Origin of the sequence: Streptomyces sp. NPDC048696 (genome assembly GCF_043198895.1) — a bacterium.
Classification (GTDB): Bacteria; Actinomycetota; Actinomycetes; order Streptomycetales; family Streptomycetaceae; genus Streptomyces.
Genome location: NZ_JBICVJ010000010.1, coordinates 31,984 through 53,480, shown reverse-complemented (window position 1 = coordinate 53,480; position 21,497 = coordinate 31,984). Strand labels below are relative to the sequence as shown.

Genomic DNA, 21,497 nt, shown 5'->3' with positions numbered 1-21,497 from the left:
AGGCCCTGTCCGGGGTGTCGCGAGCACGCCAAGATCTCCCTCGCGTCGGGCCCCCCGTGCCCGGCGCGGGGAGGAGAGCGCAATGATGCCCGCACGGCGTCGACGACGGTTCATGACCTGCACCGTCGTGGCCGCCGCGTTCGGACTGGTCAGCACCCAGTCGTTCGCGGCAGCCGGTGACACCAGACCAAGACCCTGGAACGCGCGCCACCAGGCCGACATCGGCCGCAAGCACACCAAGGCGGTACTCGCCGGACACGGCCGGTCCGCTCTCGTCGCCGGGCAGGGCGGGGACGGCGGCTCCGACGAGGCCGAGAACTCCGCCGAAGGCACCGCCCAGTACACCGAGGCCCGCACCGCCCCCGGCGTGGTCGCGCCCGGCGCGTACGGGGCGGCCTGGGCGCAGCTCCAGTCCATGCCGCACACGCGCGGCGACTGGGACCATGTGACCAAGAAGCCGTACAACTCGGACGACCCCCGCTACCGCGACATCAACTCCAACTCCAGCGGCGGCTCCGGCGACGTGACCGGCCGGATCACCGGCATCGCCGCCGACGACCAGGGATATGTGTACGCGGGCGGCGCCAACGGCGGGGTGTTCCGCTCGAAGACCGGCGGCGGGCACTGGCAGCCCATCGCCGACAAGCTGCCCTCCCTGTCGACCGGAACCCTCGCCCTGGACGGCTCCAAGCGGCTCTGGTACGCCACCGGCGAGTCCAACACCGGCGCGACGTCGTTCGTGGGCACGGGAGTCTACGTACTCGCCGACCCGCAGCACGGGCAGTTCCAGCCCGGCGGCCGGGTCGGCGGGGCCGAGCTGGAGAGCACCGTCATCCACGCGCTGCGCTTCGGCGGAACCACGGTGTGGGCGGCGACCAGCCGAGGCGTGTGGTCGCACTCGACGACCACCCTGTCGGGACCGTGGAAGCTGGAGTTCGCCCCCAACCCCGACTATCTGCCCGGCGGTTCCAAGACCGCCGACCCGTCCGCCCCGTACAAGAACATCGCCAATGACATCGCCATCGACCCGAAGGACCCGAGCAAGGTCCTGCTCGCCGTCGGCTGGCGCGGTGGCGACACCTACAACGGGATCTACGGCAAGCAGAGCGACGGCAGTTGGAAGCCCGTCAGCGGGCTCGGCGACCTGCCGACCAGCAGCGACGACGTCGGCAACATGACGTTCGGGGCGGCGGCCGACGGCTCGCGCCTGTACGCCGTCGACGAGTCCCCGGCCCAGATGGCGGCCAACCCGGACAGCGGACTGAAGGGCGTGTACGTCTCCAAGAACGGCTCGCCGTTCGGGCCGTGGACGCAGATCGCCGACTACAACAAGCTCAAGGCGTCCGGCTCCGCGCTCCAGGGCGCGGGCTACATGCCCGGCATCCAGTCCTGGTACAACCAGTTCCTCCAGGTCGACCCGGCCAATGCCGACCATGTCTACCTCGGTCTTGAGGAGGTCTTCGAGACGAAGAACGGCGGCACGAGCTGGCTCACCCCCGGCCCGTACTGGAACTTCGCGTTCCCCTGCTGGAGCATCGACCCCACCAAGCAGACCGGCGACTGCTTCCCGACCACCCACTCCGACCAGCACGCCGTCGCGATCGGCTCGTACCAGGGCAAGAGCTGGGCGTACGTCGGCAACGACGGTGGTATCTACCGGCGTCCGCTCAACGGAGCGGTCGACTCCGGCGGCCACGCCAAGGACTGGCAGCCGCTCAACGACGGCACCATCGACACCCTCCAGTACTACTCGGTCGGGATCGGCAAGGACCTCGACCACGGCGGGGTCTCGGTCACCGGCGGGCTCCAGGACAACGGCCAGTCGATCCTGCGCGGCCACGACAAGGTGATGGGCTCCAACTTCGGCGGCGACGGCGGCGACACCATCGCCGACCCCGCCAACGGCTGCGACATCGCCGAGGAGTACGTCTACCTCGACATGTGGGTCACCCAGGACTGCGGCGTGAACAACGGCGCCTGGGCCACCGACCCCACCAAGGCCACCGAGTACGAGGTCGCCCCGCCCGACAAGGACCTCGGCGGCGCGGGCGCCCGCTTCATCGCCCCGATGGCCGCGGACGCCAAGGACGGCAACACCTGGGTGGCCGGCGGCCGGCACGTCTGGACGCAGTCCAAGGGCTATGCGATCCGCTCCGGCGCGGAGTGGAAGAACGCCTACGACCTCGGTGCCGGCCATGTCGCCACCGCCGTCGCCTCCTCGGGCGGCACGGTCTACGTCGGCTGGTGCGGCCCCTGCAACAACCAGGGCTTCAGCCGGGGCATCGCCGTCGGCAACGCGGACGGCACCGGCTGGCACCAGCTGAACCTGCCGGCCGACGGCACCATCCCGAACCGCTACATCTCCGGCTTCGACGTCGACCCGGCCAACGCCCAGCACGTGTACGTCGCCGTCAACGGCTTCTCGCGCAAGTGGACGGAGGGCCCCGGCGCGGGCTACGGCCACGTCTTCGAGTCCCGTGACGGCGGAGCCAGTTGGACGGACATCTCCGCCGACCTGCCCGACGTCCCCGCCAACACGGTGAAACTCCTGCCGAACGGCGGCCTCGCGCTCGGCACCGACCTCGCCGTCTTCTACCGGCCCGCCGGTGCGAGCCAGTGGCAGGTCCTCGGCAAGGCCCTGCCCACCACCGCCGTCCTCCAGCTGAAGCTCGGCCCGGACGGCAACCTGTACGCGGCCACCCATGGACGCGGCATGTGGTCCTTCGACCCGCGACGCCTGAAGGGACGTACGAGCTGACCCTTCTTCGTATGCCGATCCCCGTACGGTCTCTGCCGTACGGGGATCGGCGTATCGCGGCAGGTACGGCGGTCCACCGGATGCCCGTTGTCAGTGGCTCGTGCGAAGGTGGGATGCATGAGGACGACACTTGCCGGACGCCCGATCCCTCCGCTGCACGCGGACGAACGGGCCACGCTGGAGAGCTGGCTGGACTTCCAGCGAGCCACACTCGCGCTGAAGTGCGAGGGCCTCGACGACCGGCAGATACGGCTGGCCGCCGTCGAGCCCTCCCGGATGACCCTGCTCGGCCTGGTCCAGCACATGGCGGAGGTTGAACGGAACTGGTTCCAGCGGCTGTTCGCCGGCACGGACATACCGTGGTTGTACGGGGAGGGCGGCGACGGCGGATTCGTGCTCGACCCGGACCAGGGCATCGAAGAGGCACTGGCGCAGTGGCGGGCCGAGGTGGCACGGGGCCGTGAGCTGACGGCGGACGCCACGCTTGAGGACTGCGGCACCTTGCCGGACGACTATGCCGCCGTGCTCGGCGACAAGCATGTCTCGCTGCGCTGGATCCTCGTCCATCTCATTGAGGAGTACGCGCGCCACAACGGCCACGCGGACCTGATCAGGGAGCGCATCGACGGCACGACGGGGGTGTAGCGCCGGTCAAGGGCGGGCCCGGGCGACGCTGTCGGCGGCGAGCGGCAGCCGGGCCTCGAACGCGGCGCCGCCCGAGGACGCGTCGACGACGGTCAGCGTACCGCCGTGCCGTTCGACGACATCCCGGGCGATGGCCAGGCCGAGACCGGCGCCGCCGTCGTCGCGGCTGCGGGCGTCGTCGAGCCGGACGAACCGCTCGAAGACGCGCTCACGGTCGGCGCGGGGCACACCGGCGCCGTCGTCGGCCACCGTCAGAACGGCCTGCCTGCCTTCGGTCCGCAGGCCGAGCGTGACGGCCTGGGCGGCGTGACGCTGGGCGTTGTCCAGCAAGTTGCCCAGAACACGGCCGAGTTGGCCCCGGTTGCCATCGACATCGACGGCGTCCTCGGTGAGCTGGACGGTGGGGGTGATCCGTTCGGTCGGAGCACGTTTGGCGAGTTCTTCACGCACGAGCGAGGTGAGCGGGACACGGGTCGTCGGGGGATGGTCACCCGCGTCCAGCCGGGCCAGCAGCAGCAGATCGGAGGCGAGATCCTGCAGCCGTACGGTGTCCTCCAGGGCGCCGCCGACCAGTTCGCCCCACAAGTCGGGGTCGGGGTGGGCCTGGGCGACCTCCAACTGGGTGCGCAGCACCGTGATCGGGCTGCGCAGCTCGTGCGAGGCGTCCGCGATGAACTGGCGCTGGCGGATCCCGGACGCCTCCAGCCGGTCCAGGGTGGCGTTCATGGTGACGGCGAGCCGCGCGATCTCGTCCTGGCTGCGCGGCACGGGCACCCGCCGGTGCAGCTCGCGGTCGCCGATCGCGGCCACCTCGGCGCGGATCGCCTCGACCGGCCGCAGCGCCCAGCCCGTCACCCGCCAGGTGACCAGGGCGACGGTCAGGACGAGCAGCGGTACGACGACGACCAGCGCGACCCCGATGGTCTCGTCCGCCGTGTCGGCCTGCCGCAGCGAGGTGCCCGCGTACACCGTGACCAGCCCGTTCGCGGTGGCCGTGGTGACCTGGACGACCCGCTGGCGGTGCTCTTCGCGCATCCGCCCGCCGTTCCAGGTGCCACGGACGGTGCCGGGCGAGCGGGGCTGGTCGGTGGACAGCGCGGGGCGCCCCGCCAGGTTGGGGCTCGCCGCGAGGACCCGGCCCCGGGCGTCGACGACCTGGAGGAAGTCGGTGCCGCGCTCCGGCGCCAGTACGGTGTCCAGGCGGCCCTCGGCGGCCAGCCCGGCGGTGCGCAGGGCCTGGCGCTCGGCGCCCGTCTGGGCGTTGCGGATCAGGTTGCGGTCGAGCAGCCCGAGCAGCCCGAACGACGCGACCCCGAGCGCCAGCGCCACCACCAGGGACGCGCCCAGGGTGGCCCGGGCGCGCACGGACCGGGGGCGCAGCCGACGGACGAGCTCGCGCAGCGTCGCGCTCCGGCGCGTGCCGTCCTGCTCAGCCACCGTCGGCCGCCAGCCGGTAGCCCGCGCCCCGGACGGTCTCCACCGAGGCCCGGCCGAAGGGCGCGTCGATCTTCCGGCGCAGCGCGCTGACATGGACCTCGACGACGTTCAGATCACCCTCGTACGCCGTGTCCCAGACGTGGTGCAGAATCTCCCGCTTCGGCACCACCTCACCGGCATGCCGGGCCAGATGCACCAGGACGGCGAACTCGCGCGAGGTGAGCCGGGCCTCGGTCCCGGCCCGCGTGCACCGCTGCGCCGCCGGATCGATCACGAGATCGCCGAACTCCATGATCTGCGGACTGCGCCGCCCGGTGCGCCGGACGAGCGCGCGCAGCCGGGCGACGAGGACGACATACGAGAACGGCTTGGAGAGGAAGTCGTCCGCGCCGGTGTCGAGCGCCTCCGCCTCGTCGTACTCGCCGTCCTTCGCGGTGAGCATCAAGATCCCCGACTCGCAGCCGGCCGCCCGCAGCCGGGCACAGATCCGGTAGCCGTTCAGGCCCGGAAGCATGATGTCGAGCACGATGGCGTCGTAGTCGTGCTCACCGGCCAGCCACAGTCCGTGCGGACCGTCGTGGGCGACGTCCACCGAAAAACCCTCGGCGCGCAGCCCGCGCTGCAATGCCGCGGCCAGTCGCCGCTCGTCCTCGACCACCAGTACGCGCATGGGACAAGGTTCTCAGGTCCGCGTCGCCGGGATCCTGAAGAGTTCCTGAAGATGTCTTCAGGCGGCTTCAGCAAAGCTTCAGCATGCGTCTCGCAGCATCTGACGCAGCCGGGCGGAGCGCCCGGCCGCGTCAGATCACGAGGAGCAGTCCGATGACTCAGTCCCATCCCCAGCCCTCCGAGGGCCCGGCGGGCCCCGGTGAGGCGGCGGCCGACACGACCGGCAAGGCGGCCGTCCGCCGTGGCCGCCTCGTCCGGCTGACCCGGCAGGGGCGCACCCGGTGGGTGGTGCTCGGCGTGGTCGTCCTGCTCGGCGCGGGCGGGCTGGCCGCGGCGGTGGCGGAGCACCACCACCACGAGGGCCACCGGGGCGGGTACGCCGCCGAGGCCCGGGGCCACCACGGCGAGCGGGGCGCGGACGGCTGGGCCGGGGAGAAGCAGCGGCTGCGCGGCGAGCGGCCCGGCGGCGCGGGCGGCCAGGGCTGGGGCCGGATGGGCCAGGGCCTGCCCGGCGGCGGATTCGGCCAGGCCCCCGCGCCGCTGCCCGCCCTCCCGGCCGCGCAGGCCGTGGACAAGGCGGCGGCCGCCGTCTCCGGCGGCAAGGTCGAGGCGCTGCGGGTGGTGGCCCAGCAGGGCGGCGGCAGCGCGTGGCAGGCCGTTGTCCTCGGCCCCGACGGCGTGCGCCACGCGGTGACCCTGGCGGGCAACGACGGCACGGTCACGAGCAACACGGTCCTCGGGGGAGCCCCGGCGACCAAGGGCTGATCAGAGCAAGGGCCGATCAGACGGCGGCGCGGTGCGGAGCGGCGAGTAAGCCGCCCTCCACCGCGCCGTCGCCGTGCCCCCGGCTACCCGTCCAGTTGATCCGCGCGATCCGCGTGATCCGCCGCCAGCCCCGAGCCGAACCACTCGGGGTGGTCCGCGCGGAGGTCCCGCAGCGCGGGCAGGGTGCGCTCCAAGGCGTTCTGGAGCGGATACGAATTGCACTCCTCGATCTTCACTTCACAGCTGCCGAGGCGAACGGTCAGCGTGAACACCTCATTCGCTCCCACCGCATCCCCCGAACCCCAGCTTTCCCAGACGGAGGTGGTGGACAGGCGTGCCTCCTCCACACGGGAGTAAGGGATGCTGAGGGGAAGGAAGTTGGTGCGCACGATGATGCGCGTGTCGGTGAAGGCGACCACGCCCGGCGTGCGGGCGAACCAGCCCACGGCGACGAAACCAATCAGCTGCTGGTCCTGATAGATCGCGCACTTGCTCTTGATCTTGCTGACCTGTCGGGTGAACTTCCGTGTCTGGGCTTCGGCCTCCGGCACCAAGGGGATGCCGACGTCGGCCAGCAGCATGCGCAGGGCGTCGACGAAGGAAGCCGGCTCGCAGCGGTGCTGCTCGATATGGGCGTCCACCTGGGCTTTGTCGTAGCCGTGGCGGTTCTTGCCGGACACCTGGCGGAAGTAGGGCGCTCTCGCTCTCGTCCGGCGACGGGGGTCGGCGACGAGGGCGATCACGTCGAGTCGGTGTGCATCGACCTCGTCGATGTCGTATCCGGCGCCCTTGACCGGGTCGAAGTGGGGATTCCCGGACGGCGTCGTCGGCGCGGTGGTCAACGCCTGTGCCGACGCGTTCACGGGACGTCGTTCCGTACCGGTCCGGGCGCTGTTGCGTACGAAGGGGAAGTGGGCCGCGCTGTCGGTGGTCAGCCGGTTCGGCTGTGGCAGGCCCGCCTGCCGTAGCCGTGCCTTGAGGTGCGGGTAGATCGAGTCGAGCGTGAGCCACGGCGACGCTCCGGGCAGTCCGGTCTGTACGAGTTCCAGGAGCTGGCCGGTGAACGAGGTGGGAAGCGTGCTCTGCTGCGCCAGCGGTGGGACACGGGCCACTTCCAGGTCGGCGGCGGTGAGGGTGTACACACCTCTGGCCGCCGTCACGCTGCTCACCGCGTCGGAGCCCAGGGCGTCGATGGCACGCCCGGAATAACAGCAGTCGAGGATCACGATCTTGACGGCGGCGGGACTGTCGAGAAGCGCGCTTTTGACCCGGCTGTACTCGATGCCGGTCAGATCGGCGTCTTCGGGATCGGTGTCGTGGACGGTGAGGATCAGTTCCCCGGAGGCACTGATCTCGCCGTGGCCGACGTAGTACAGCAGCAGTGTCCCGGTCGTCTGCTGGGCGACGCGGCGGATCCGGCGGACCGCCTCGACCGCGTTGGGCGGGTCGAGCACGGACGTGACCTGCGTGGACGACCACCCGCCGAGCGCGGCATCGGTCAGCATGCGCTCCATGGCGCGCAGGCTGTTCGCGGCGGCGGGAACCGGGAGGATGTCGGGGTGCTTGAAGGCGGAGGCCCCGAGCAGCAGGGCGTGGGACCCGTCGCGGTCCGTACGATGTTCACTCACCGGCACCGCCGACGCCGCCCTGGCCGTTGCGGGTCTGCCGCAGCATCTCCTCGATGATGGGCGCGGCCGCGGAGAGCTGCGCCGCCGCCCCGTCCGCCACGTTCAGCCGGTGCGTGGTCCCGTCCGGCAAGGTGATGGTGAACTCCACAGCCGGGCGACGGCTTTTCAGCCAGGCGGTGAGCGACTGCGCCAGGGCGACGGCGACGCCGCCCGACCCGACGGCGATGCCCACCACGTCCAGTACGCCCGAGGAAAGCTCCTCCGGCCCGGCGGGCCGGTACTCCGCATGCACCCGGCCCGCCAACTGCCGTTCGGACCGCAGCCACTGGAACAGCGCCACGAGCTCCAGTACGCTCCCGTCGCCGACGGCACCGATCTTGACTTCCATCGATCCCCCCACTACCGCATGCCTCCCCCCGCCTACGCCTCCGGTCGACGGGATGCAGGCCAGTGTCCCAGCGGGCGACGCGCGCGTCCCGGATTCGTGGAAGCCGGGCATGACGTTTGTCATGCGGGGTTGGTGTCGGCAGACACTGACAGGCCGTCAGGGCGGGCCCGTACTGTCAGGGGCATGGAGATCACGAAGAACACCGCGTCCACCCCGTCCACCACCCGCCGCACCGAATGGAGCCTGTCCCTGCTGGGCGGGATCAAGCGACGCGGCGCGTTCGAGGCGCGGGAGCGCACGGTGCACGTGGCCGCGGTGGGCGGGGCCAAGCTCGACCACACCGAGGCTCAGCTGCCCGCCGGGCCGACCCACCTGGTGAAGGCGGCCGTGGTCGGCGGTGCCGAACTGGCCTACCCCGAGGGCGCGTCCGCCGAGGTCGACGCCTTCTCGGCCTTCGGTGGGGTCGATGTGTCGGTGCCCGCCGGGACGACGGTAGAGGTGAGCGGCTTCTCGCTGCTCGGCGCGCGCAGCAGCGGTGTGGCGGGGGAGCCGGGCGGTCCGGTGGTGAAGGTGCGCTCGTACTCGCTGGTGGGTGGTGTGAAGGTCCGTCAGGGCGAGTAGCGATGGGCTGACCGGCACGGCAACGGGCCCCCGGAAACGCATTCCGAAGGCCCGCCACCTACCTACCTACCTACCTGCCTGCGTGTGCCGCTACGGCAGTGTCCACCGCTGGTTGGCGCCGCCGTTGCAGTCCCAGATCTCCAGCTGATTGCCGTTGGTTGGGTCGGCCCTCGGGACATCGAGGCAACGTCCCGACTGCACGCTCACCAGTGAGCCGTCGGACTGCGGTACCCACTGCTGGTTCTGTCCGCCGTTGCAGTCCCACAGCTCGACGAGTGTGCCGTTGAGCGTGCCCTGCCCGGTGACGTCGAGGCATTTGCCGTTCGGGCCGCCGAGCCGCAGCATGCCGTTGCCCCACGACCACACCTGGGCGCCGGTGCCGTTGCAGTCCCACAGCTGGACGCGGGTGCCGTTGACGGTGGAGCCGGTGTTGTCGTCGACGCACTTGCCGGTGAGGCCGGACGCGATCGGGCCGAGGTGCGGCGGCGACGGTGTGCCCGGTGTGAGCGCGAAGTCGTCGAACTGGTCGGTCTGGTAGCCGGTCACGCCGAGACCCGCCTGGCCGCTGGTGAACGAGTAGTCCTTCGCGCTGCCGAGGGACGAGCCGTCGACGTATGCCGTCAGCGTCGCGTCCTGCATTGTGAACGACAGATTGTGCCAGGTGCGCAGGTTGAGCGCGCTCGTGGTCCCGCTCGCCAACGTGGTGAAGTGCCACGATGTGTCGCTCTTGACGATCGACCAGGCGCCGGTGTCGCTGATGCGGAAGTGGTACGCGTTGAGGCCGTTGTTGTTGCGCCCCTGCTGGCCGACCCGGCCGAGAAGTTCCACACTGCCGGACTGCTCCAGCATCGCGTCCGCCGAGACGGTGTAGTTGTCCCACGAGCTGTCGCCCATAAACGTATAGGGCGCGTTGTACGGCTCGTCGGTCCAGCGGATCGGACTGGTCGGGGCCATCTGCCGCAGACAGGTGCCGGTGCGGCCGCCGCCGCAGGCCACGGTCTGGAAGGCGCCGTTCATATCGGTGAAGTACTTGGGGCTGGTGGTGGCCGCCGGTGTCTCGAAGGCATCGGAGTAGGGCAGTTTCATCGCGGCGGCGGCCGGGGGAGTGGCAGTGCCCTTGCCCTGGCCGGTGGTCGTGGTGAGGGTGTAGACGTGCCCCGGCTGGAGGGTTACGGAGTACGTGCCGGACGCCGACGGCGCGATGTCCTGACCACGGACGAAGTAGTCGGAGTTGCTGGATGAGTTGAGGTCGGTTGACCAGACGTGGACGGTGCCGCCCGACAGGCCGCCGGTGACGGTGAACGTCGCGGTCTGGGCGGCCGTGGCGTCCATCGTCTCGATGACGGTGGAGTAGTCGGAGTTGTTGGTCGACTTGAGCGACACATAACTTCCGTTGGCCCGGTCGCCGCCGAGGAAACCGCTGGCCGAGTCGATGTAGTGCCAGCCGGGTTGGGCGAACTGGGTGGTGTGCGCGGTGACCCACGTGGTCTTGCCGATGCTGTAGTTGCCGGACCAGGGCTGGGCGGCGATCGACATACCGTCGGTGGAGAAGTAGAGGTTCGGGTAGAGCGCGGCGATGACCGGCCAGTTGATGTACGAGGTCATCCTGCCGTCGATGTAGTCACGGTTGATCGCGCGGGCGACGGCCTGGGCGCCGCCGTCGGCGTCCTCGGAGCCGTTCTCGCTGGCCCACAGCGGTTTGCCGAGGGCCCGTGCGGCGGGTGTGCTCGGGCAGGACTTGAAGTCACCGAGGTAGCCGCAGGGGTAGTGGACGCCGACGATGTCGACGGCGTTCTTGAACGCGCTGTCGGTCGCCATCGCGTCGGCGACCTCCCAGCCGCTGTCCGCCGCGACGACCTTGGTGGCGTAGCCCTTGGAGAGGAGCGCGGACTTGAGGTTCTTGTACCACCCGGCGTTCCAATTGCGCTCGTTCCAGCCGCCGAGGTAGTCGATGGTGAGGTTGTGCTGCTTGGCGCACCCGAACCAGGACATCAGATAGTCGACCATGTCCTGGGACCAGATGTTCCCACCCCCGATCCACCCGGGCGCGCCCCAGGCCAACCCGTAGAGCTTGATGTGGGGATTGCGCGCCTTGGCCTGCGCGGCGAGCCACCACTCGTAACCCTGGTCGCAGTCAACGGAGTTGGCCGTGTGCATATGGCTGGCCTCGGCGCCGTCCGTGGAGTTGGTGTCGCCGCCGATCTCTATCTTCAGTACCTGGAGGGAGGCGCCGTATCCGGGTTTGAAGAGGTAGTCGAGTAACTGGCTGCGCTGCGGCTCGGGGTAGTCGACGAGCAGCCGGGTGTTGCCCCCGCCGCCGCTGATCGCTCCGACACCGTCGAAGGCGAGGCCGGGTTTCGTGCCGTCGATGGCGATGGCCGTGCTCGTCGCGCCGGCCCCGCCCGTGGTGGCGTGCGCGAGGGGTGGGCCCCAGCCCATGAGGGCGCCGATCAGAAGGGCGAGGATGGCGAGGAGAGTTGGTGGCCGCCGTCTGGCCATGGAGGTGGTGGAGATCATGTCGACTCCAAGGAGGGTTGGATTGACCGTGATCGAGCTACGCCCCTGGGTGGCTGGTTCCCATGGATGCCCATGATCGAGCAACTTTCAACACAGGCAAACAGATTCACTCATGCGTGGGAGATGGTGGGGGAATCTGAGGGCGGTGTCAACGGGTGGGGACGAATGGGGGTACGACGGCGGCCCGCTGGACCGGGGGCTGATCAGCTGTGCCTGAGCGTGACGACGACTGAGCCGGGCCCGGAACCGAGGTCGCCGTTGGCGACGGTCACGGAGCTCGGGACGGTGCCGGTCGGGAGCTGATAAGCGGCCCAATCGGGCCCGCTCTCATGGGGGTTCAGCCCGTTCTCGGGGCCCTTGCCGTGGTTGCTGTTCTCGTAGGCCTGCCCGATGGTGAAGCCGTCGCTGGTGGTATCCGCCTTGTACGAGTCCTGGCCCGCCCCGAGGACGGCACTGCTGCCGACGAACCAAGCGTCGTTCACATGCCCGGTGTTGAGGGCGTGGACCTGCAGGACGCACCACTGATGCCCCGGCTGCGGGGGCGGAGGCGTCGGCGGTTCACCGATCGAGTCGAAGAACGCGGTCATGATGCGCGCGTCGAGGGCGCCGCACGTCACGCTGTCCACGGTGACGGAGAACGTGGTCTTGCTGGTGGCGATGGTGAACGGTTCACCGACACCGGGATCGCCTCTACCGACGCCGCTCACCGACACGGCTGGCGAGGCCGGGGTGAGGGCGAAAGCCGGGTGGTAGCCGGTGCCGCCGCACAATGCCACCCCTACGACGAATGCTCCGGCGGCGAGCGCGGTCCGGTGTGTGGACGTCATGGGGATCACCCCTTCGCCGCCGAGGACTCAGCCGCCGGGGCCGCCAGGTCGACCCCATCCGGGTCTGGATGGAGTCTGGACCTGACGGAAGTCGAATCCGCAGTCAGGACACTGCGCGACATCCCGGCGCATCTGATTGCCGCAGGCGGGACAGTAACGCCGGTGGGGTCTAGTGATCAGCCACAGTGTGCCGAGGATGATGTCACCGAGGGCCCACAGCAGGATGATCAGGCCGACCCCGATCCCCGTCCCGACCTGCCCGGCCTGGCACTGGGTGAGCGGGTCGCCCACCAGGCCCTTGCAGCTCTTGCCTGTGGAGGCTCCGGTGATCGCCCAGATCAGCATGACCAGGTTGAAGGCGAGGATCACCCAGGTGAAGGCGCGCCAGCGGGGGAACCGGGCGCGATGCGGCTTCACCGGCGGGCTGGCGTCGTTGGCAGATCTTGGCGAGCCCATGACTGGACCTCGTTCTGTGCCGTCGCCGCGGCCATGGCCGTCACTGCTTGAACATTTCTCACAATGGTCCCATGTGGGAGAAATGACAAGCATGTGACGTTGCAGGTACCGGTCCGGCGTGAGCCCCGCGCAGGAGCGGGGCAGGCGCTTGGCTCAGGTGGTGGTCTTGACGTGGATCGCGCCGCTGCTCGTGGAGACGTCGAGGTGGTGCGGGCCCGTCGGGTCGTCGTCTATGGCGATTTCCATGCCGCCGCTCTGGCTCTTCGCGGTCACCCGGTACCGGTCGGCCGGGACGGCGACCGTGACCGCGCCGCTGCTCGCCTGCGCCTTCACGTCCTCGGGCGAGGACGCGCCGAGGTCGATGGCTCCGCTGGACGTCTTGGCCTTGATGGGGCCGCCGTTGAGTCGTTTGCCGGTGATCGCGCCGCTGGACGCGCGTACGTCGACCGCGCCCTTGATGTCGTCCAACTCGATGGCCCCGGAGGAGGTCGACACGGATACCGGGCCCGTGTGGGCCAGTTCGACCGCCCCGCTCGATGTCTGACCGGTCACGGGGATACCCGCCGGCAGGTCGACCGTGTACGCCACCGAGCAGTCGTCGCCGCAGCCGCTCAGCACCAGGACGCCGTTCTCGACGTGGTGCGTCTGGCTGGGGCGGTCGCCGTCGTACTCGACGTAACGGTGCAGGTCCACCTTGGTGGCGCCCTCCTTGCCGTGCAGGGTGATCGCGCCGGATCCGCTGTCCAGGCGCACCGATGTGATCTTCTCGGTCACCGTGGTGTCGTCGTCGAAGTGGTCACGCAGCATGCCGCACGCACTGAGCCCACCGAGGGCGATTCCGGTCGTCGCGACGGCAGTGAGCAGTCGGAGGCGCGCACGCATGAAGTATTCACCGTTCCTGGGAGTGTCGGGCGTCCCCCGCTGGGGACGCCCCCACGCTATGCGCGTAGTCGGCCGCGGACCATGGGGTAAACCCCCGTATTCGAGGTGGCATTGGCTATACCCCGAGTCCCGGTGGGTGTGATGCGGAGGTGGTGGGCGGCCCGGACCGATGGTGCACTTACGCATCCGCCACCGAGTCGAACTCCACCTCCCCCCTCCCCACCCCCCGCGCATCCGCGTCCACCGACCGGCGCAGGGCCTCGTGGAGTTTGGCGGGGGTCAGGACGCCTACGAAGTGGGCGCCGTCCAGGACCGCCACCCAGCCCGCGTCGTACTGGAGCATCTCGCTGAACGCCTGCTTGAGAGGGGCGCCGACCGGGACCCAGGCCTCCATGCGGCGGGCGAGGTCGGCGACCTTGCCCGGGGTGCCGGCCAGGGAGAGTTCGTCCGTGGAGACCCAGCCGTGGAGTTCGCCGGACGCGTTGAGGACGACCGCCCAGCGCGCCTCGGCCTCGCGCAGCCGGGTGGCAGCCGCCTCGGCGGGCTCGTCCAGACGGGCGATCGGGGGCTGTTCCAGATCGGCTTCCTCGACCGTCGTGACGGACAGGCGCTTCAGCCCTCGGTCGGCGCCCACGAACTGGGCCACGTACGGGGTCGCCGGGGCGCCCAGTACCGCCGCCGGGGTGTCGAACTGTTCGATGCGGCCCTGCCCGTACACCGCCATCCGGTCACCCATCCGCACCGCCTCCTCGATGTCGTGCGTCACCAGGAGGACCGTCTTGCGGACCGTCGCCTGAAGGCTCAGGAACTCGTTCTGCAGCCGCTCGCGCACCACCGGGTCCACCGCGCCGAACGGTTCGTCCATCAGGAGGACCGGCGGGTCGGCGGCGAGCGCGCGTGCGACCCCGACCCGCTGGCGCTGGCCGCCCGACAGCTGGGCCGGATAGCGCGCGCCGAACGTCTTCGGGTCCAGGCCCACCAGGTCGAGCAGCTCCGCCGCCCGGGCCCGCGCCTTCGTCCGCTTCCAGCCGACGAGGGCCGGGACGGTGGCGGTGTTGTCCAGGACGGTGCGGTGGGGGAACAGGCCGACCTGCTGGATGACGTAGCCGATCCTGCGGCGCAGTCGCACCGGGTCGAGCGAGGCGATGTCCTTACCGTCCACCAGGATGCGGCCGGACGTGGGCTCGATCAGGCGGTTCACCATCATCATGGTGGTCGTCTTGCCGCACCCCGAAGGGCCGACGAGGGTGACCAGCTCCCCCTCGGCCACCTCGAAGGACAGGCCGTCGACGGCGCTCGTACCGTCCGGGTACACCTTGCTGACCTGCTCGAACCGGATCATGGAACCACGCTAAGCGCTCGGCTGGAATCGCGCGGCCCTTCGGCTGCGGACTTCCGGCGGTCCGCCCGGCAGGCATGGGATCCGTCGGAGCGCGGCGAAGATCGTCCGGCCTCGTAAGCTGCCCTCATGACAGACCAGTTGGAGCAGTTGGATCAGTTGGAAGAGATGCCCGACGACTGGCAGCGCGCGCTGGCGGTCGTCGCCCACCCGGACGACCTGGAGTACGGCTGCGCCGCAGCGATCGCCGGCTGGACCGACGGCGGACGCGAGGTCACCTATCTGCTCGCCACCCGTGGCGAGGCGGGCATCGACGGTGTCGCGCCCGCCGAGTGCGGGCCGCTGCGCGAGCGGGAGCAGCGGGCCAGTGCGGCCGTGGTCGGCGTCTCGGCGGTCGAGTTCCTGGACCATCAGGACGGCGTGATCGAGTACGGGATCGGGCTGCGCCGGGACATCGCGGCCGCCATCCGCAGGTACCGGCCGGAGCTGGTCATCACCCTCAACCACCGGGACACCTGGGGCGGTGTCACCTGGAACTCGCCCGACCACCGCGCCGTCGGCCGGGCAACCCTCGACGCGGCGGGGGACGCCGGTAACCGCTGGATCTTCCCCGAGCTCGCCGAGCAGGGCCTTGAGCCGTGGAACGGTGTGCGGTGGGTGGCGGTGGCCGGTTCCGTCTCGCCCACGCACGCCGTCGACGCCACCCCCGGACTCGAACGCTCGGTGGACTCCCTCTTGGAGCACCGCAGCTACATCGAGGGACTGACGGCCGAGGACCCCGAGACGTACTGCCGCACCTTCCTGACCGGCAACGCCGAGCGCGCGTCGGCCCGCTTCGGCGGTCGTCCGGCGGTCGCCTTCGAGCTCTTCCCGCGCTGAGCGATGCCGGGTTGACAACCGGCCTTGCTGATTCTGCAATGGACCGTATGGATGAGGAGCGGGAACTCGACGACGTACTGAACGAGGTGGGGCCGCGGCTGCGGCGGATCCGCAAGGACCGGGGGGCCACGCTCGGGGATCTGTCGGCGGCCACCGGGATCTCCGTGTCCACGCTGTCCCGGCTGGAGTCGGGGCACCGGCGGCCCAGCCTGGAGCTGCTGCTGCCCATCGCCCGGGCCCATCAGGTGCCGCTCGACGATCTGGTGGGCGCGCCGCCGGTGGGGGATCCCCGGGTGCGGGCCAAGCCGATCGTGCGGGGCGGCAAGAGCATGGTGCCGCTCACCCGCCAGCCGGGCGGGCTCCAGGCGTACAAGGTGGTGGACCGGGGCTCCGGCGCGCAGCCCGAGCCGAGGATCCACGAGGGGTACGAGTGGCTGTATGTGTTGGCGGGACGGCTGCGGCTGGTGCTGGCCGAGCACGATGTGGTGCTGGCGGCGGGCGAGGCGGCCGAGTTCGACACGCGGCTGCCGCACTGGTTCGGGCCGGCCGGGGAGGCGCCGGTGGAGTATCTGAGCCTGTTCGGTCCGCAGGGCGAGCGGATGCACGTGCGGGCGCGGCCCAAACAGTCCTAGGTTGCCTGTTCCATCAGCGACAAGCGACCGCTTAGTATGCCCTTGAGCAAGGGTACGCAGCGGTACCGCCTACAGCGCGTGGAGGCTCCGAATGCAGGCATGGCGAGTGCACGAGAACGGCGAGCCGGGCGAGGTGATGCGCCTCGAAGACGTCGAGCCGCCGACGCCGGGACCGGGGCAGGTCCTGCTCAAGGTGCGCGCCGCGAACATCAACTTCCCGGACGCGCTGCTCTGCCGGGGGCAGTACCAGATCAAGCCCCCGCTGCCCTTCACACCCGGCGTGGAGATCTGCGGCGAGACCGAGGACGGGCGGCGGGTGATCGCCAACCCCGTGCTGCCGTTCGGCGGGCTCGCCGACTATGTGGTCGCCGACGCGGCGGCGCTGCTGCCCGCGCCCGAGGCGCTGGACGACGCCGAGGCCGCCGCCCTGCACGTCGGCTACCAGACCGGCATGTTCGGGCTGCACCGCAGGGCCCACCTCCAGGAGGGCGAGACGCTGCTTGTGCACGCCGCCGCCGGAGGCGTCGGCAGCGCGGCCGTCCAGCTCGGCAAGGCCGCCGGGGCCAAGGTCATCGGGGTGGTCGGCGGCGCCGACAAGGCCGCGATCGCCCGGGAGCTGGGCTGCGACCTGGTCATCGACCGGCGCACCGACGACATCGTGGCCGCCGTGAAGGAGGCCACCGGCGGGCGCGGCGCCGATGTCGTCTACGACCCGGTCGGCGGCGACGCGTACGCCAAGTCCGCCAAGTGCGTGGCCTTCGAGGGCCGGATCCTCGTCATCGGCTTCGCCAGCGGCAACATCCCGGCGCCCGCCCTCAACCACGCGCTGGTGAAGAACTACTCGATCGTCGGTCTGCACTGGGGTCTGTACGCGCAGAAGGACCCGGCGTCGATCCTGCGCTGCCACGAGCAGCTGACCGAGCTCGCCGCCAAGGGAGCCGTCAAGCCGCTCATCAGCGAGCGTGTACCGATGCAGGACGCCGCGGCCGCCGTGCAGCGGGTCGCCGACGGCACCACCACCGGCCGGGTGGTCGTGGTCCCGGACGGAGTCGGCCGATGAGCGGGCAGCAGCCGGACGAGGCCGAACTCCGCTCCCGTACGCGGGAGTTGCTGGCCGCGCACCCGCCTGCCACCACTGAGGCGATCGACTTCCTCAAGGCCCGTTTCGACGCCGGGCTCGCCTGGGTGCACTACCCGGTCGGCCTCGGCGGGCTCGGCGCGCCGCGCTCGCTCCAGAGCGTCGTCGACGCCGAGCTGGCGGCGGCCGGAGCGCCCGACAACGACCCGCGCCGGATCGGGATCGGCCTCGGTATGGCCGCGCCCACCATCCTCAAGTACGGGACGGACGAGCAGAAGCGGCGGTTTCTGCGGCCGCTGTGGGTCGGCGAGGAGGTGTGGTGCCAGCTGTTCAGCGAGCCGGGCGCCGGGTCCGACCTCGCGGCGCTCGGCACCCGGGCCGTTCGTGCGGACGACCACTGGATCGTCAACGGGCAGAAGGTGTGGACCTCCAGCGCCCATCTCGCCCGCTGGGCCATCCTGATCGCCCGTACCGACCCCGATCTGCCCAAGCACCAGGGCATCAGCTACTTCGTCTGCGACATGAGCGATCCCGGCGTCGAGGTGCGGCCGCTGCGCCAGATCACCGGCGAGGCCGAGTTCAACGAGGTCTTCCTCACCGATGTCCGCATCCCCGACGCCCACCGCCTCGGCGGCATCGGCGAGGGCTGGAAGGTCGCCCAGACCACGCTGATGAACGAGCGGGTCTCCATCGGCGGGATGCGGCTGCCCCGCGAGGGCGGGATGATCGGGCCGGTCGCGCGGACCTGGCGCGAGCGCCCCGAGCTGCGCACCCACGATCTCCACCAGCGGCTGCTCACCCTCTGGGTCGAGGCCGAGGTGGCCCGGCTCACCGGTGAGCGGCTGCGCCAGCAGTTGGTGGCGGGCCAGCCCGGACCCGAGGGCTCGGGCATGAAGCTCGCCTTCGCCCGGCTCAACCAGGAGATCAGCGGTCTGGAGGTCGAACTGCTCGGCAACGAGGGCCTGTTGTACTCCGACTGGACCATGCGCCGACCCGAGCTCGTCGACTTCACCGGCCGGGACGCCGGTTACCGCTATCTGCGCTCGAAGGGCAACTCCATCGAGGGCGGCACCAGCGAGGTGCTGCTGAACATCGTCGCCGAGCGCGTCCTCGGGCTGCCCGCCGAGCCGCGCAACGACAAGGACATCGCCTGGAAGGACCTGGCCCGATGAGCGAGCCCGACCTGCTGTACTCCGAGGCCGAGGACGACCTCCGGGCCGCCGTGCGCTCGCTGCTCGCCGACCGCACGGACACGCCGTCCGCGCTGGCCCGCGCCGAGTCCGACACCCCGTACGACCAGGGGCTTTGGCGCTCGCTCGGCGCCGACATGGGGCTCGCGGGGCTTCTCGTGCCGGAGAAGCTGGGCGGCCAGGGCGCCGGTCATCGCGAGGCGGCCGTGGTCCTGGAGGAGATCGGCCGGTCCGTCGCGCCCGTGCCGTACCTCACCAGCTCCGTCATCGCCACCGAGACCCTGCTCGGCCTCGACACCACGTCCACCGAAGTCACCTCGCTGCTGGCCGAATTGGCGGCGGGGCGCCGGACCGCCGCGCTCGCGGTGCCGTTCGCGTACGGGCCCGACTCGCTGCGGCTGGGCGGCGGGCTCGACGGTGTGGTGTCCGGCGTCGCCGACGCGGCCACCGCCGATGTGCTGCTCGTCCCGACCGGCCAGGGCCTGTACGCGGTGGAGGCGTCGGACGCGGTCGTCGCGCCGCTCGTCCCGCTCGACCTCACCCGGCCGCTGGCCGCGGTGACGTTGGACGGTGCACGCGGCACGCTGCTCGCCGACGCGGAGACGGGGCGGACGGCCGTCCGGCGCGGGTTGCTGGCCGGGGCCGGGCTGCTCGCCTGCGAGCAGTTGGGGGTCGCGGAGTGGTGCCTTGCGGAAGCCGTCGCGTACACCCGGGACCGTAAGCAGTTCAACCGGCCGGTTGGGTCCTTCCAGGCGCTGAAGCACCGGATGGCGCAGCTGTGGCTGGAGGTCGTCTCGGCGCGGGCCGCGGCCCGCAGTGCCGCCGACGCGCTGGCGACCGGCAGCCCGGACGCGCCGCTCGCCGTCGCGGTGGCGCAGGCGTACTGCTCGGGCGTCGCGGTGCGGGCGGCCGAGGAGTGCGTGCAGCTGCACGGCGGAATCGGGATGACGTGGGAGCACCCCGCGCATCTGTATCTCAAGCGCGCCAAGTCGGCCCAGCTCGCGCTGGGTTCGGCCGGTGAGCACCGGGCGGCCGTCGCCGGGATCGTGGGGCTGCCCGGACCGGTGTAGCTCGCGGCGAGTGTGCCGTTTTTGACCACCCCTTTGCGGACTGTTTAAAGTGCGAGCTATTGCGATCAGTTCGCAATAACAGTCGATCTTCAACAAGGGGTGTGGGGCATGGTCGCCCGTTCGATCCGTGGAGCGAGGCGAGGGGCGGGTGCCGCGGCGCTGGCCACCGTGCTGGCCGTCGCCGTGGCCGCCTGCTCGAATCCCGGCGGCGGCCGGTCGAGCGGTGCCAAGGACTCGGCGGTCGTGGGCATCGCGTACGAGCCCGAGACCCTGAGCCCGCTCCTCGGCTACGGCAAGGACGGCAACTCCAAGATCTTCGACGGGCTGCTCACGCAGGACGCCGAGATGCGGCTGAAGCCCGCGCTCGCCGTCGCGCTGCCCGAGGTGAGCGCCGACCGGCTGACCTATACGTACAAGCTCCGCAAGGGCGTGAAGTTCAGCGACGGGCAGCCGTTCACCGCCAAGGACGTCGTCTTCACCTACACGACCATCCTTGACCCGAAGACCAACAACCCCTCCAAGGGCGAGCTCGACGCCGTCAAGGAGGTCCGTGCGAGCGGTGACGACACGGTGGTCTTCACCCTGAAGTACCCCTACGCGCCGTTCGCGCAGCGCACCGTGCTGCCCATCGTGCCCGAGCACGTCGCAGGCCGGCAGGACGTCAACAGCGGCGCCTTCTCCACCGCGCCGGTCGGCACCGGCCCGTACACGCTGGTGAAGTGGTCCCGGAACGAGAAGATCACGTTCCGGGCCAACCCGTCGTACTGGGGCGGCGCGCCCAAGGTGAAGAAGTTCACCATGGCGATCGTCAAGGACGACGACGTGCGCGCCACCCGGCTGCGCTCCGGCGACCTCGACGGCGCGATCCTGCCGCCCAACCTGGCCCGGGGCTTCGCGAAGGACAAGCACAAGAAGACCCACACCGCGAAGACGTACGACTACCGCAATGTGACGCTGCCGACCGGCAACAAGGTCACCGGCGACACCGCCGTGCGCCGCGCCCTCGACCTCGCCGTCGACCGCGAGGCCATGGTCGACAAGATCCTGGACGGCGCCGGCAAGCCCGCCTACGGGCCGGTCCCGACCGGCAGCCCCTGGTTCGCCCGGGGCACCGAGCGGCCGCACGACCTGGCGCGGGCCGAGAAGATCCTCGACGAGGCGGGGTGGAAGCCCGGCGCCGACGGCATCCGCGAGAAGGACGGCACCCGCGCCGCCTTCCCGCTCTGGTACCTCTCCGGCGACAAGCTCCGCCAGGACCACGCCCTCGCCTACGCCTCGGACGCCAAGAAGGCGGGCATCGACATCACCACCCAGGCCGGTACCTGGGAGGTCATCGAGCCGAGGATGAAGCAGGACGCGGTCCTCGCGGGCGGCGGCTCGCCGGGCGACCCCGACTTCGACCAGTACGCGCTGCTCAACTCCGCGCTCGCGGGCGACGGCTTCAACAACATGGCGTCCTACGCGAACCCGGCCGTCGACAAGGCGCTCGACGACGGCCGCAGGAGCGGGGAGACGGCCGCGCGCAAGAACGCGTACGACAACATCCAGCGCGAGCTCGTGAAGAACCCCGGCTACACCTTCCTCACCCACATCGACCACCTCTACGTCGTCGACGACCGCTGGGACGGGCTCTCCACCCAGACCGAGCCGCACGACCACGGACTCGCCTCCGGCCCCTGGTGGAACGTCGAGACCTGGGCGCCGAAGAAGTGAGCC

19 protein-coding genes are annotated in these 21,497 nt (G+C 70.7%); 10 read left to right on the top strand and 9 right to left on the bottom strand.

What is annotated here, in order from left to right; all coding sequences use genetic code 11:
• Positions 1-112 precede the first annotated feature (112 nt).
• Both ACGFRG_RS21875 and ACGFRG_RS21870 read left to right on the top strand, forming a co-directional pair.
• Complete coding sequence (locus ACGFRG_RS21875) at positions 113-2,758, top strand: glycosyl hydrolase (protein ID WP_393266207.1); 2,646 nt, start codon at positions 113-115, stop codon at positions 2,756-2,758.
• Between the two features lie 117 nt (positions 2,759-2,875).
• A complete protein-coding gene (locus ACGFRG_RS21870; protein WP_361418514.1) occupies positions 2,876-3,403 on the top strand; it encodes a DinB family protein in 528 nt (175 codons plus the stop codon).
• A 6-nt stretch (positions 3,404-3,409) separates the two neighbouring features.
• On the opposite strand, the gene ACGFRG_RS21865 is transcribed toward ACGFRG_RS21870, so the two are convergent.
• Positions 3,410-4,783 carry an ATP-binding protein gene (locus ACGFRG_RS21865; RefSeq protein ID WP_393266641.1) on the bottom strand — a complete coding sequence of 458 codons (1,374 nt, stop codon included), beginning with the start codon at positions 4,781-4,783 and terminating at the stop codon, positions 3,410-3,412.
• Positions 4,784-4,832: 49 nt separating this feature from the next.
• Positions 4,833-5,510 carry a response regulator transcription factor gene (locus ACGFRG_RS21860; RefSeq protein ID WP_361418511.1) on the bottom strand — a complete coding sequence of 226 codons (678 nt, stop codon included), beginning with the start codon at positions 5,508-5,510 and terminating at the stop codon, positions 4,833-4,835.
• A 152-nt stretch (positions 5,511-5,662) separates the two neighbouring features.
• On the opposite strand from ACGFRG_RS21860, the gene ACGFRG_RS21855 reads away from it, so the two are divergent.
• A complete protein-coding gene (locus ACGFRG_RS21855) occupies positions 5,663-6,274 on the top strand; it encodes a hypothetical protein (RefSeq protein ID WP_393266203.1) in 612 nt (203 codons plus the stop codon).
• Between the two features lie 83 nt (positions 6,275-6,357).
• Here the strand turns inward: ACGFRG_RS21855 and ACGFRG_RS21850 are convergent, their stop codons facing one another.
• Complete coding sequence (locus ACGFRG_RS21850) at positions 6,358-7,902, bottom strand: caspase domain-containing protein (RefSeq protein WP_393266201.1); 1,545 nt, start codon at positions 7,900-7,902, stop codon at positions 6,358-6,360.
• Positions 7,895-8,290 carry a hypothetical protein gene (locus ACGFRG_RS21845; protein ID WP_393266199.1) on the bottom strand — a complete coding sequence of 132 codons (396 nt, stop codon included), beginning with the start codon at positions 8,288-8,290 and terminating at the stop codon, positions 7,895-7,897. The genes ACGFRG_RS21850 and ACGFRG_RS21845 overlap by 8 nt, the downstream gene beginning before the upstream one ends.
• A gap of 183 nt (positions 8,291-8,473) precedes the next feature.
• Here ACGFRG_RS21845 and ACGFRG_RS21840 point away from each other — a divergent pair, with 183 nt between their 5' ends.
• Positions 8,474-8,911, top strand: coding sequence for a hypothetical protein (locus tag ACGFRG_RS21840; protein WP_361418499.1), 438 nt, complete (start codon positions 8,474-8,476; stop codon positions 8,909-8,911).
• Positions 8,912-9,001: 90 nt separating this feature from the next.
• Here ACGFRG_RS21840 and ACGFRG_RS21835 read toward each other — a convergent pair whose 3' ends face one another.
• The 5 genes from ACGFRG_RS21835 to ACGFRG_RS21815 all read right to left on the bottom strand — a co-directional run bounded on the left by ACGFRG_RS21835 (position 9,002) and on the right by ACGFRG_RS21815 (position 14,935).
• A complete protein-coding gene (locus ACGFRG_RS21835; protein WP_393266196.1) occupies positions 9,002-11,428 on the bottom strand; it encodes a ricin-type beta-trefoil lectin domain protein in 2,427 nt (808 codons plus the stop codon).
• A gap of 203 nt (positions 11,429-11,631) precedes the next feature.
• The gene (locus ACGFRG_RS21830) at positions 11,632-12,255 is read right to left on the bottom strand and encodes a hypothetical protein (protein ID WP_393266193.1); all 624 of its coding nucleotides are present in this window, start codon (positions 12,253-12,255) and stop codon (positions 11,632-11,634) included.
• A gap of 27 nt (positions 12,256-12,282) precedes the next feature.
• Positions 12,283-12,711 carry a hypothetical protein gene (locus ACGFRG_RS21825; protein WP_393266190.1) on the bottom strand — a complete coding sequence of 143 codons (429 nt, stop codon included), beginning with the start codon at positions 12,709-12,711 and terminating at the stop codon, positions 12,283-12,285.
• Between the two features lie 153 nt (positions 12,712-12,864).
• Positions 12,865-13,593 carry a DUF4097 family beta strand repeat-containing protein gene (locus ACGFRG_RS21820; protein WP_361418493.1) on the bottom strand — a complete coding sequence of 243 codons (729 nt, stop codon included), beginning with the start codon at positions 13,591-13,593 and terminating at the stop codon, positions 12,865-12,867.
• 178 nt (positions 13,594-13,771) lie between these two features.
• Entirely contained in the window at positions 13,772-14,935 is a 1,164-nt protein-coding gene (locus ACGFRG_RS21815; RefSeq protein WP_361418490.1) for a betaine/proline/choline family ABC transporter ATP-binding protein, read from the bottom strand.
• Between the two features lie 126 nt (positions 14,936-15,061).
• Here ACGFRG_RS21815 and ACGFRG_RS21810 point away from each other — a divergent pair, with 126 nt between their 5' ends.
• The 6 genes from ACGFRG_RS21810 (at position 15,062) to ACGFRG_RS21785 (ending at position 21,494) form a co-directional block, all read left to right on the top strand.
• Positions 15,062-15,811 carry a PIG-L deacetylase family protein gene (locus ACGFRG_RS21810; RefSeq protein ID WP_361418487.1) on the top strand — a complete coding sequence of 250 codons (750 nt, stop codon included), beginning with the start codon at positions 15,062-15,064 and terminating at the stop codon, positions 15,809-15,811.
• Between the two features lie 38 nt (positions 15,812-15,849).
• Positions 15,850-16,443: a helix-turn-helix domain-containing protein gene (locus ACGFRG_RS21805; protein WP_393266186.1), complete on the top strand. Its 594-nt coding sequence runs from the start codon at positions 15,850-15,852 to the stop codon at positions 16,441-16,443.
• A gap of 91 nt (positions 16,444-16,534) precedes the next feature.
• Positions 16,535-17,503: an NADPH:quinone oxidoreductase family protein gene (locus ACGFRG_RS21800; protein WP_393266183.1), complete on the top strand. Its 969-nt coding sequence runs from the start codon at positions 16,535-16,537 to the stop codon at positions 17,501-17,503.
• Positions 17,500-18,693 (top strand): acyl-CoA dehydrogenase family protein, encoded by a 1,194-nt coding sequence (locus ACGFRG_RS21795; protein WP_393266181.1) that lies wholly within the window; start codon positions 17,500-17,502, stop codon positions 18,691-18,693. Before ACGFRG_RS21800 ends, ACGFRG_RS21795 begins: the two co-directional genes overlap by 4 nt.
• The gene (locus ACGFRG_RS21790) at positions 18,690-19,781 is read left to right on the top strand and encodes an acyl-CoA dehydrogenase family protein (protein ID WP_393266178.1); all 1,092 of its coding nucleotides are present in this window, start codon (positions 18,690-18,692) and stop codon (positions 19,779-19,781) included. Before ACGFRG_RS21795 ends, ACGFRG_RS21790 begins: the two co-directional genes overlap by 4 nt.
• 108 nt (positions 19,782-19,889) lie before the next feature.
• Complete coding sequence (locus ACGFRG_RS21785) at positions 19,890-21,494, top strand: ABC transporter substrate-binding protein (RefSeq protein ID WP_393266175.1); 1,605 nt, start codon at positions 19,890-19,892, stop codon at positions 21,492-21,494.
• Positions 21,495-21,497: the final 3 nt, after the last annotated feature.

Bases quoted from the DNA above. Each gene is read 5' to 3' on its own strand.
- ACGFRG_RS21875 (WP_393266207.1), top strand. From the start codon at position 113: ATGACCTGCACCGTCGTGGCCGCCGCGTTCGGACTGGTCAGCACCCAG.
- ACGFRG_RS21870 (WP_361418514.1), top strand. From the start codon at position 2,876: ATGAGGACGACACTTGCCGGACGCCCGATCCCTCCGCTGCACGCGGAC.
- ACGFRG_RS21860 (WP_361418511.1), bottom strand. From the start codon at position 5,510: ATGCGCGTACTGGTGGTCGAGGACGAGCGGCGACTGGCCGCGGCATTG.
- ACGFRG_RS21855 (WP_393266203.1), top strand. From the start codon at position 5,663: ATGACTCAGTCCCATCCCCAGCCCTCCGAGGGCCCGGCGGGCCCCGGT.
- ACGFRG_RS21845 (WP_393266199.1), bottom strand. From the start codon at position 8,290: ATGGAAGTCAAGATCGGTGCCGTCGGCGACGGGAGCGTACTGGAGCTC.
- ACGFRG_RS21840 (WP_361418499.1), top strand. From the start codon at position 8,474: ATGGAGATCACGAAGAACACCGCGTCCACCCCGTCCACCACCCGCCGC.
- ACGFRG_RS21835 (WP_393266196.1), bottom strand. From the start codon at position 11,428: ATGATCTCCACCACCTCCATGGCCAGACGGCGGCCACCAACTCTCCTC.
- ACGFRG_RS21830 (WP_393266193.1), bottom strand. From the start codon at position 12,255: ATGACGTCCACACACCGGACCGCGCTCGCCGCCGGAGCATTCGTCGTA.
- ACGFRG_RS21825 (WP_393266190.1), bottom strand. From the start codon at position 12,711: ATGGGCTCGCCAAGATCTGCCAACGACGCCAGCCCGCCGGTGAAGCCG.
- ACGFRG_RS21820 (WP_361418493.1), bottom strand. From the start codon at position 13,593: ATGCGTGCGCGCCTCCGACTGCTCACTGCCGTCGCGACGACCGGAATC.
- ACGFRG_RS21815 (WP_361418490.1), bottom strand. From the start codon at position 14,935: ATGATCCGGTTCGAGCAGGTCAGCAAGGTGTACCCGGACGGTACGAGC.
- ACGFRG_RS21810 (WP_361418487.1), top strand. From the start codon at position 15,062: ATGACAGACCAGTTGGAGCAGTTGGATCAGTTGGAAGAGATGCCCGAC.
- ACGFRG_RS21805 (WP_393266186.1), top strand. From the start codon at position 15,850: ATGGACCGTATGGATGAGGAGCGGGAACTCGACGACGTACTGAACGAG.
- ACGFRG_RS21800 (WP_393266183.1), top strand. From the start codon at position 16,535: ATGCAGGCATGGCGAGTGCACGAGAACGGCGAGCCGGGCGAGGTGATG.
- ACGFRG_RS21795 (WP_393266181.1), top strand. From the start codon at position 17,500: ATGAGCGGGCAGCAGCCGGACGAGGCCGAACTCCGCTCCCGTACGCGG.
- ACGFRG_RS21790 (WP_393266178.1), top strand. From the start codon at position 18,690: ATGAGCGAGCCCGACCTGCTGTACTCCGAGGCCGAGGACGACCTCCGG.
- ACGFRG_RS21785 (WP_393266175.1), top strand. From the start codon at position 19,890: ATGGTCGCCCGTTCGATCCGTGGAGCGAGGCGAGGGGCGGGTGCCGCG.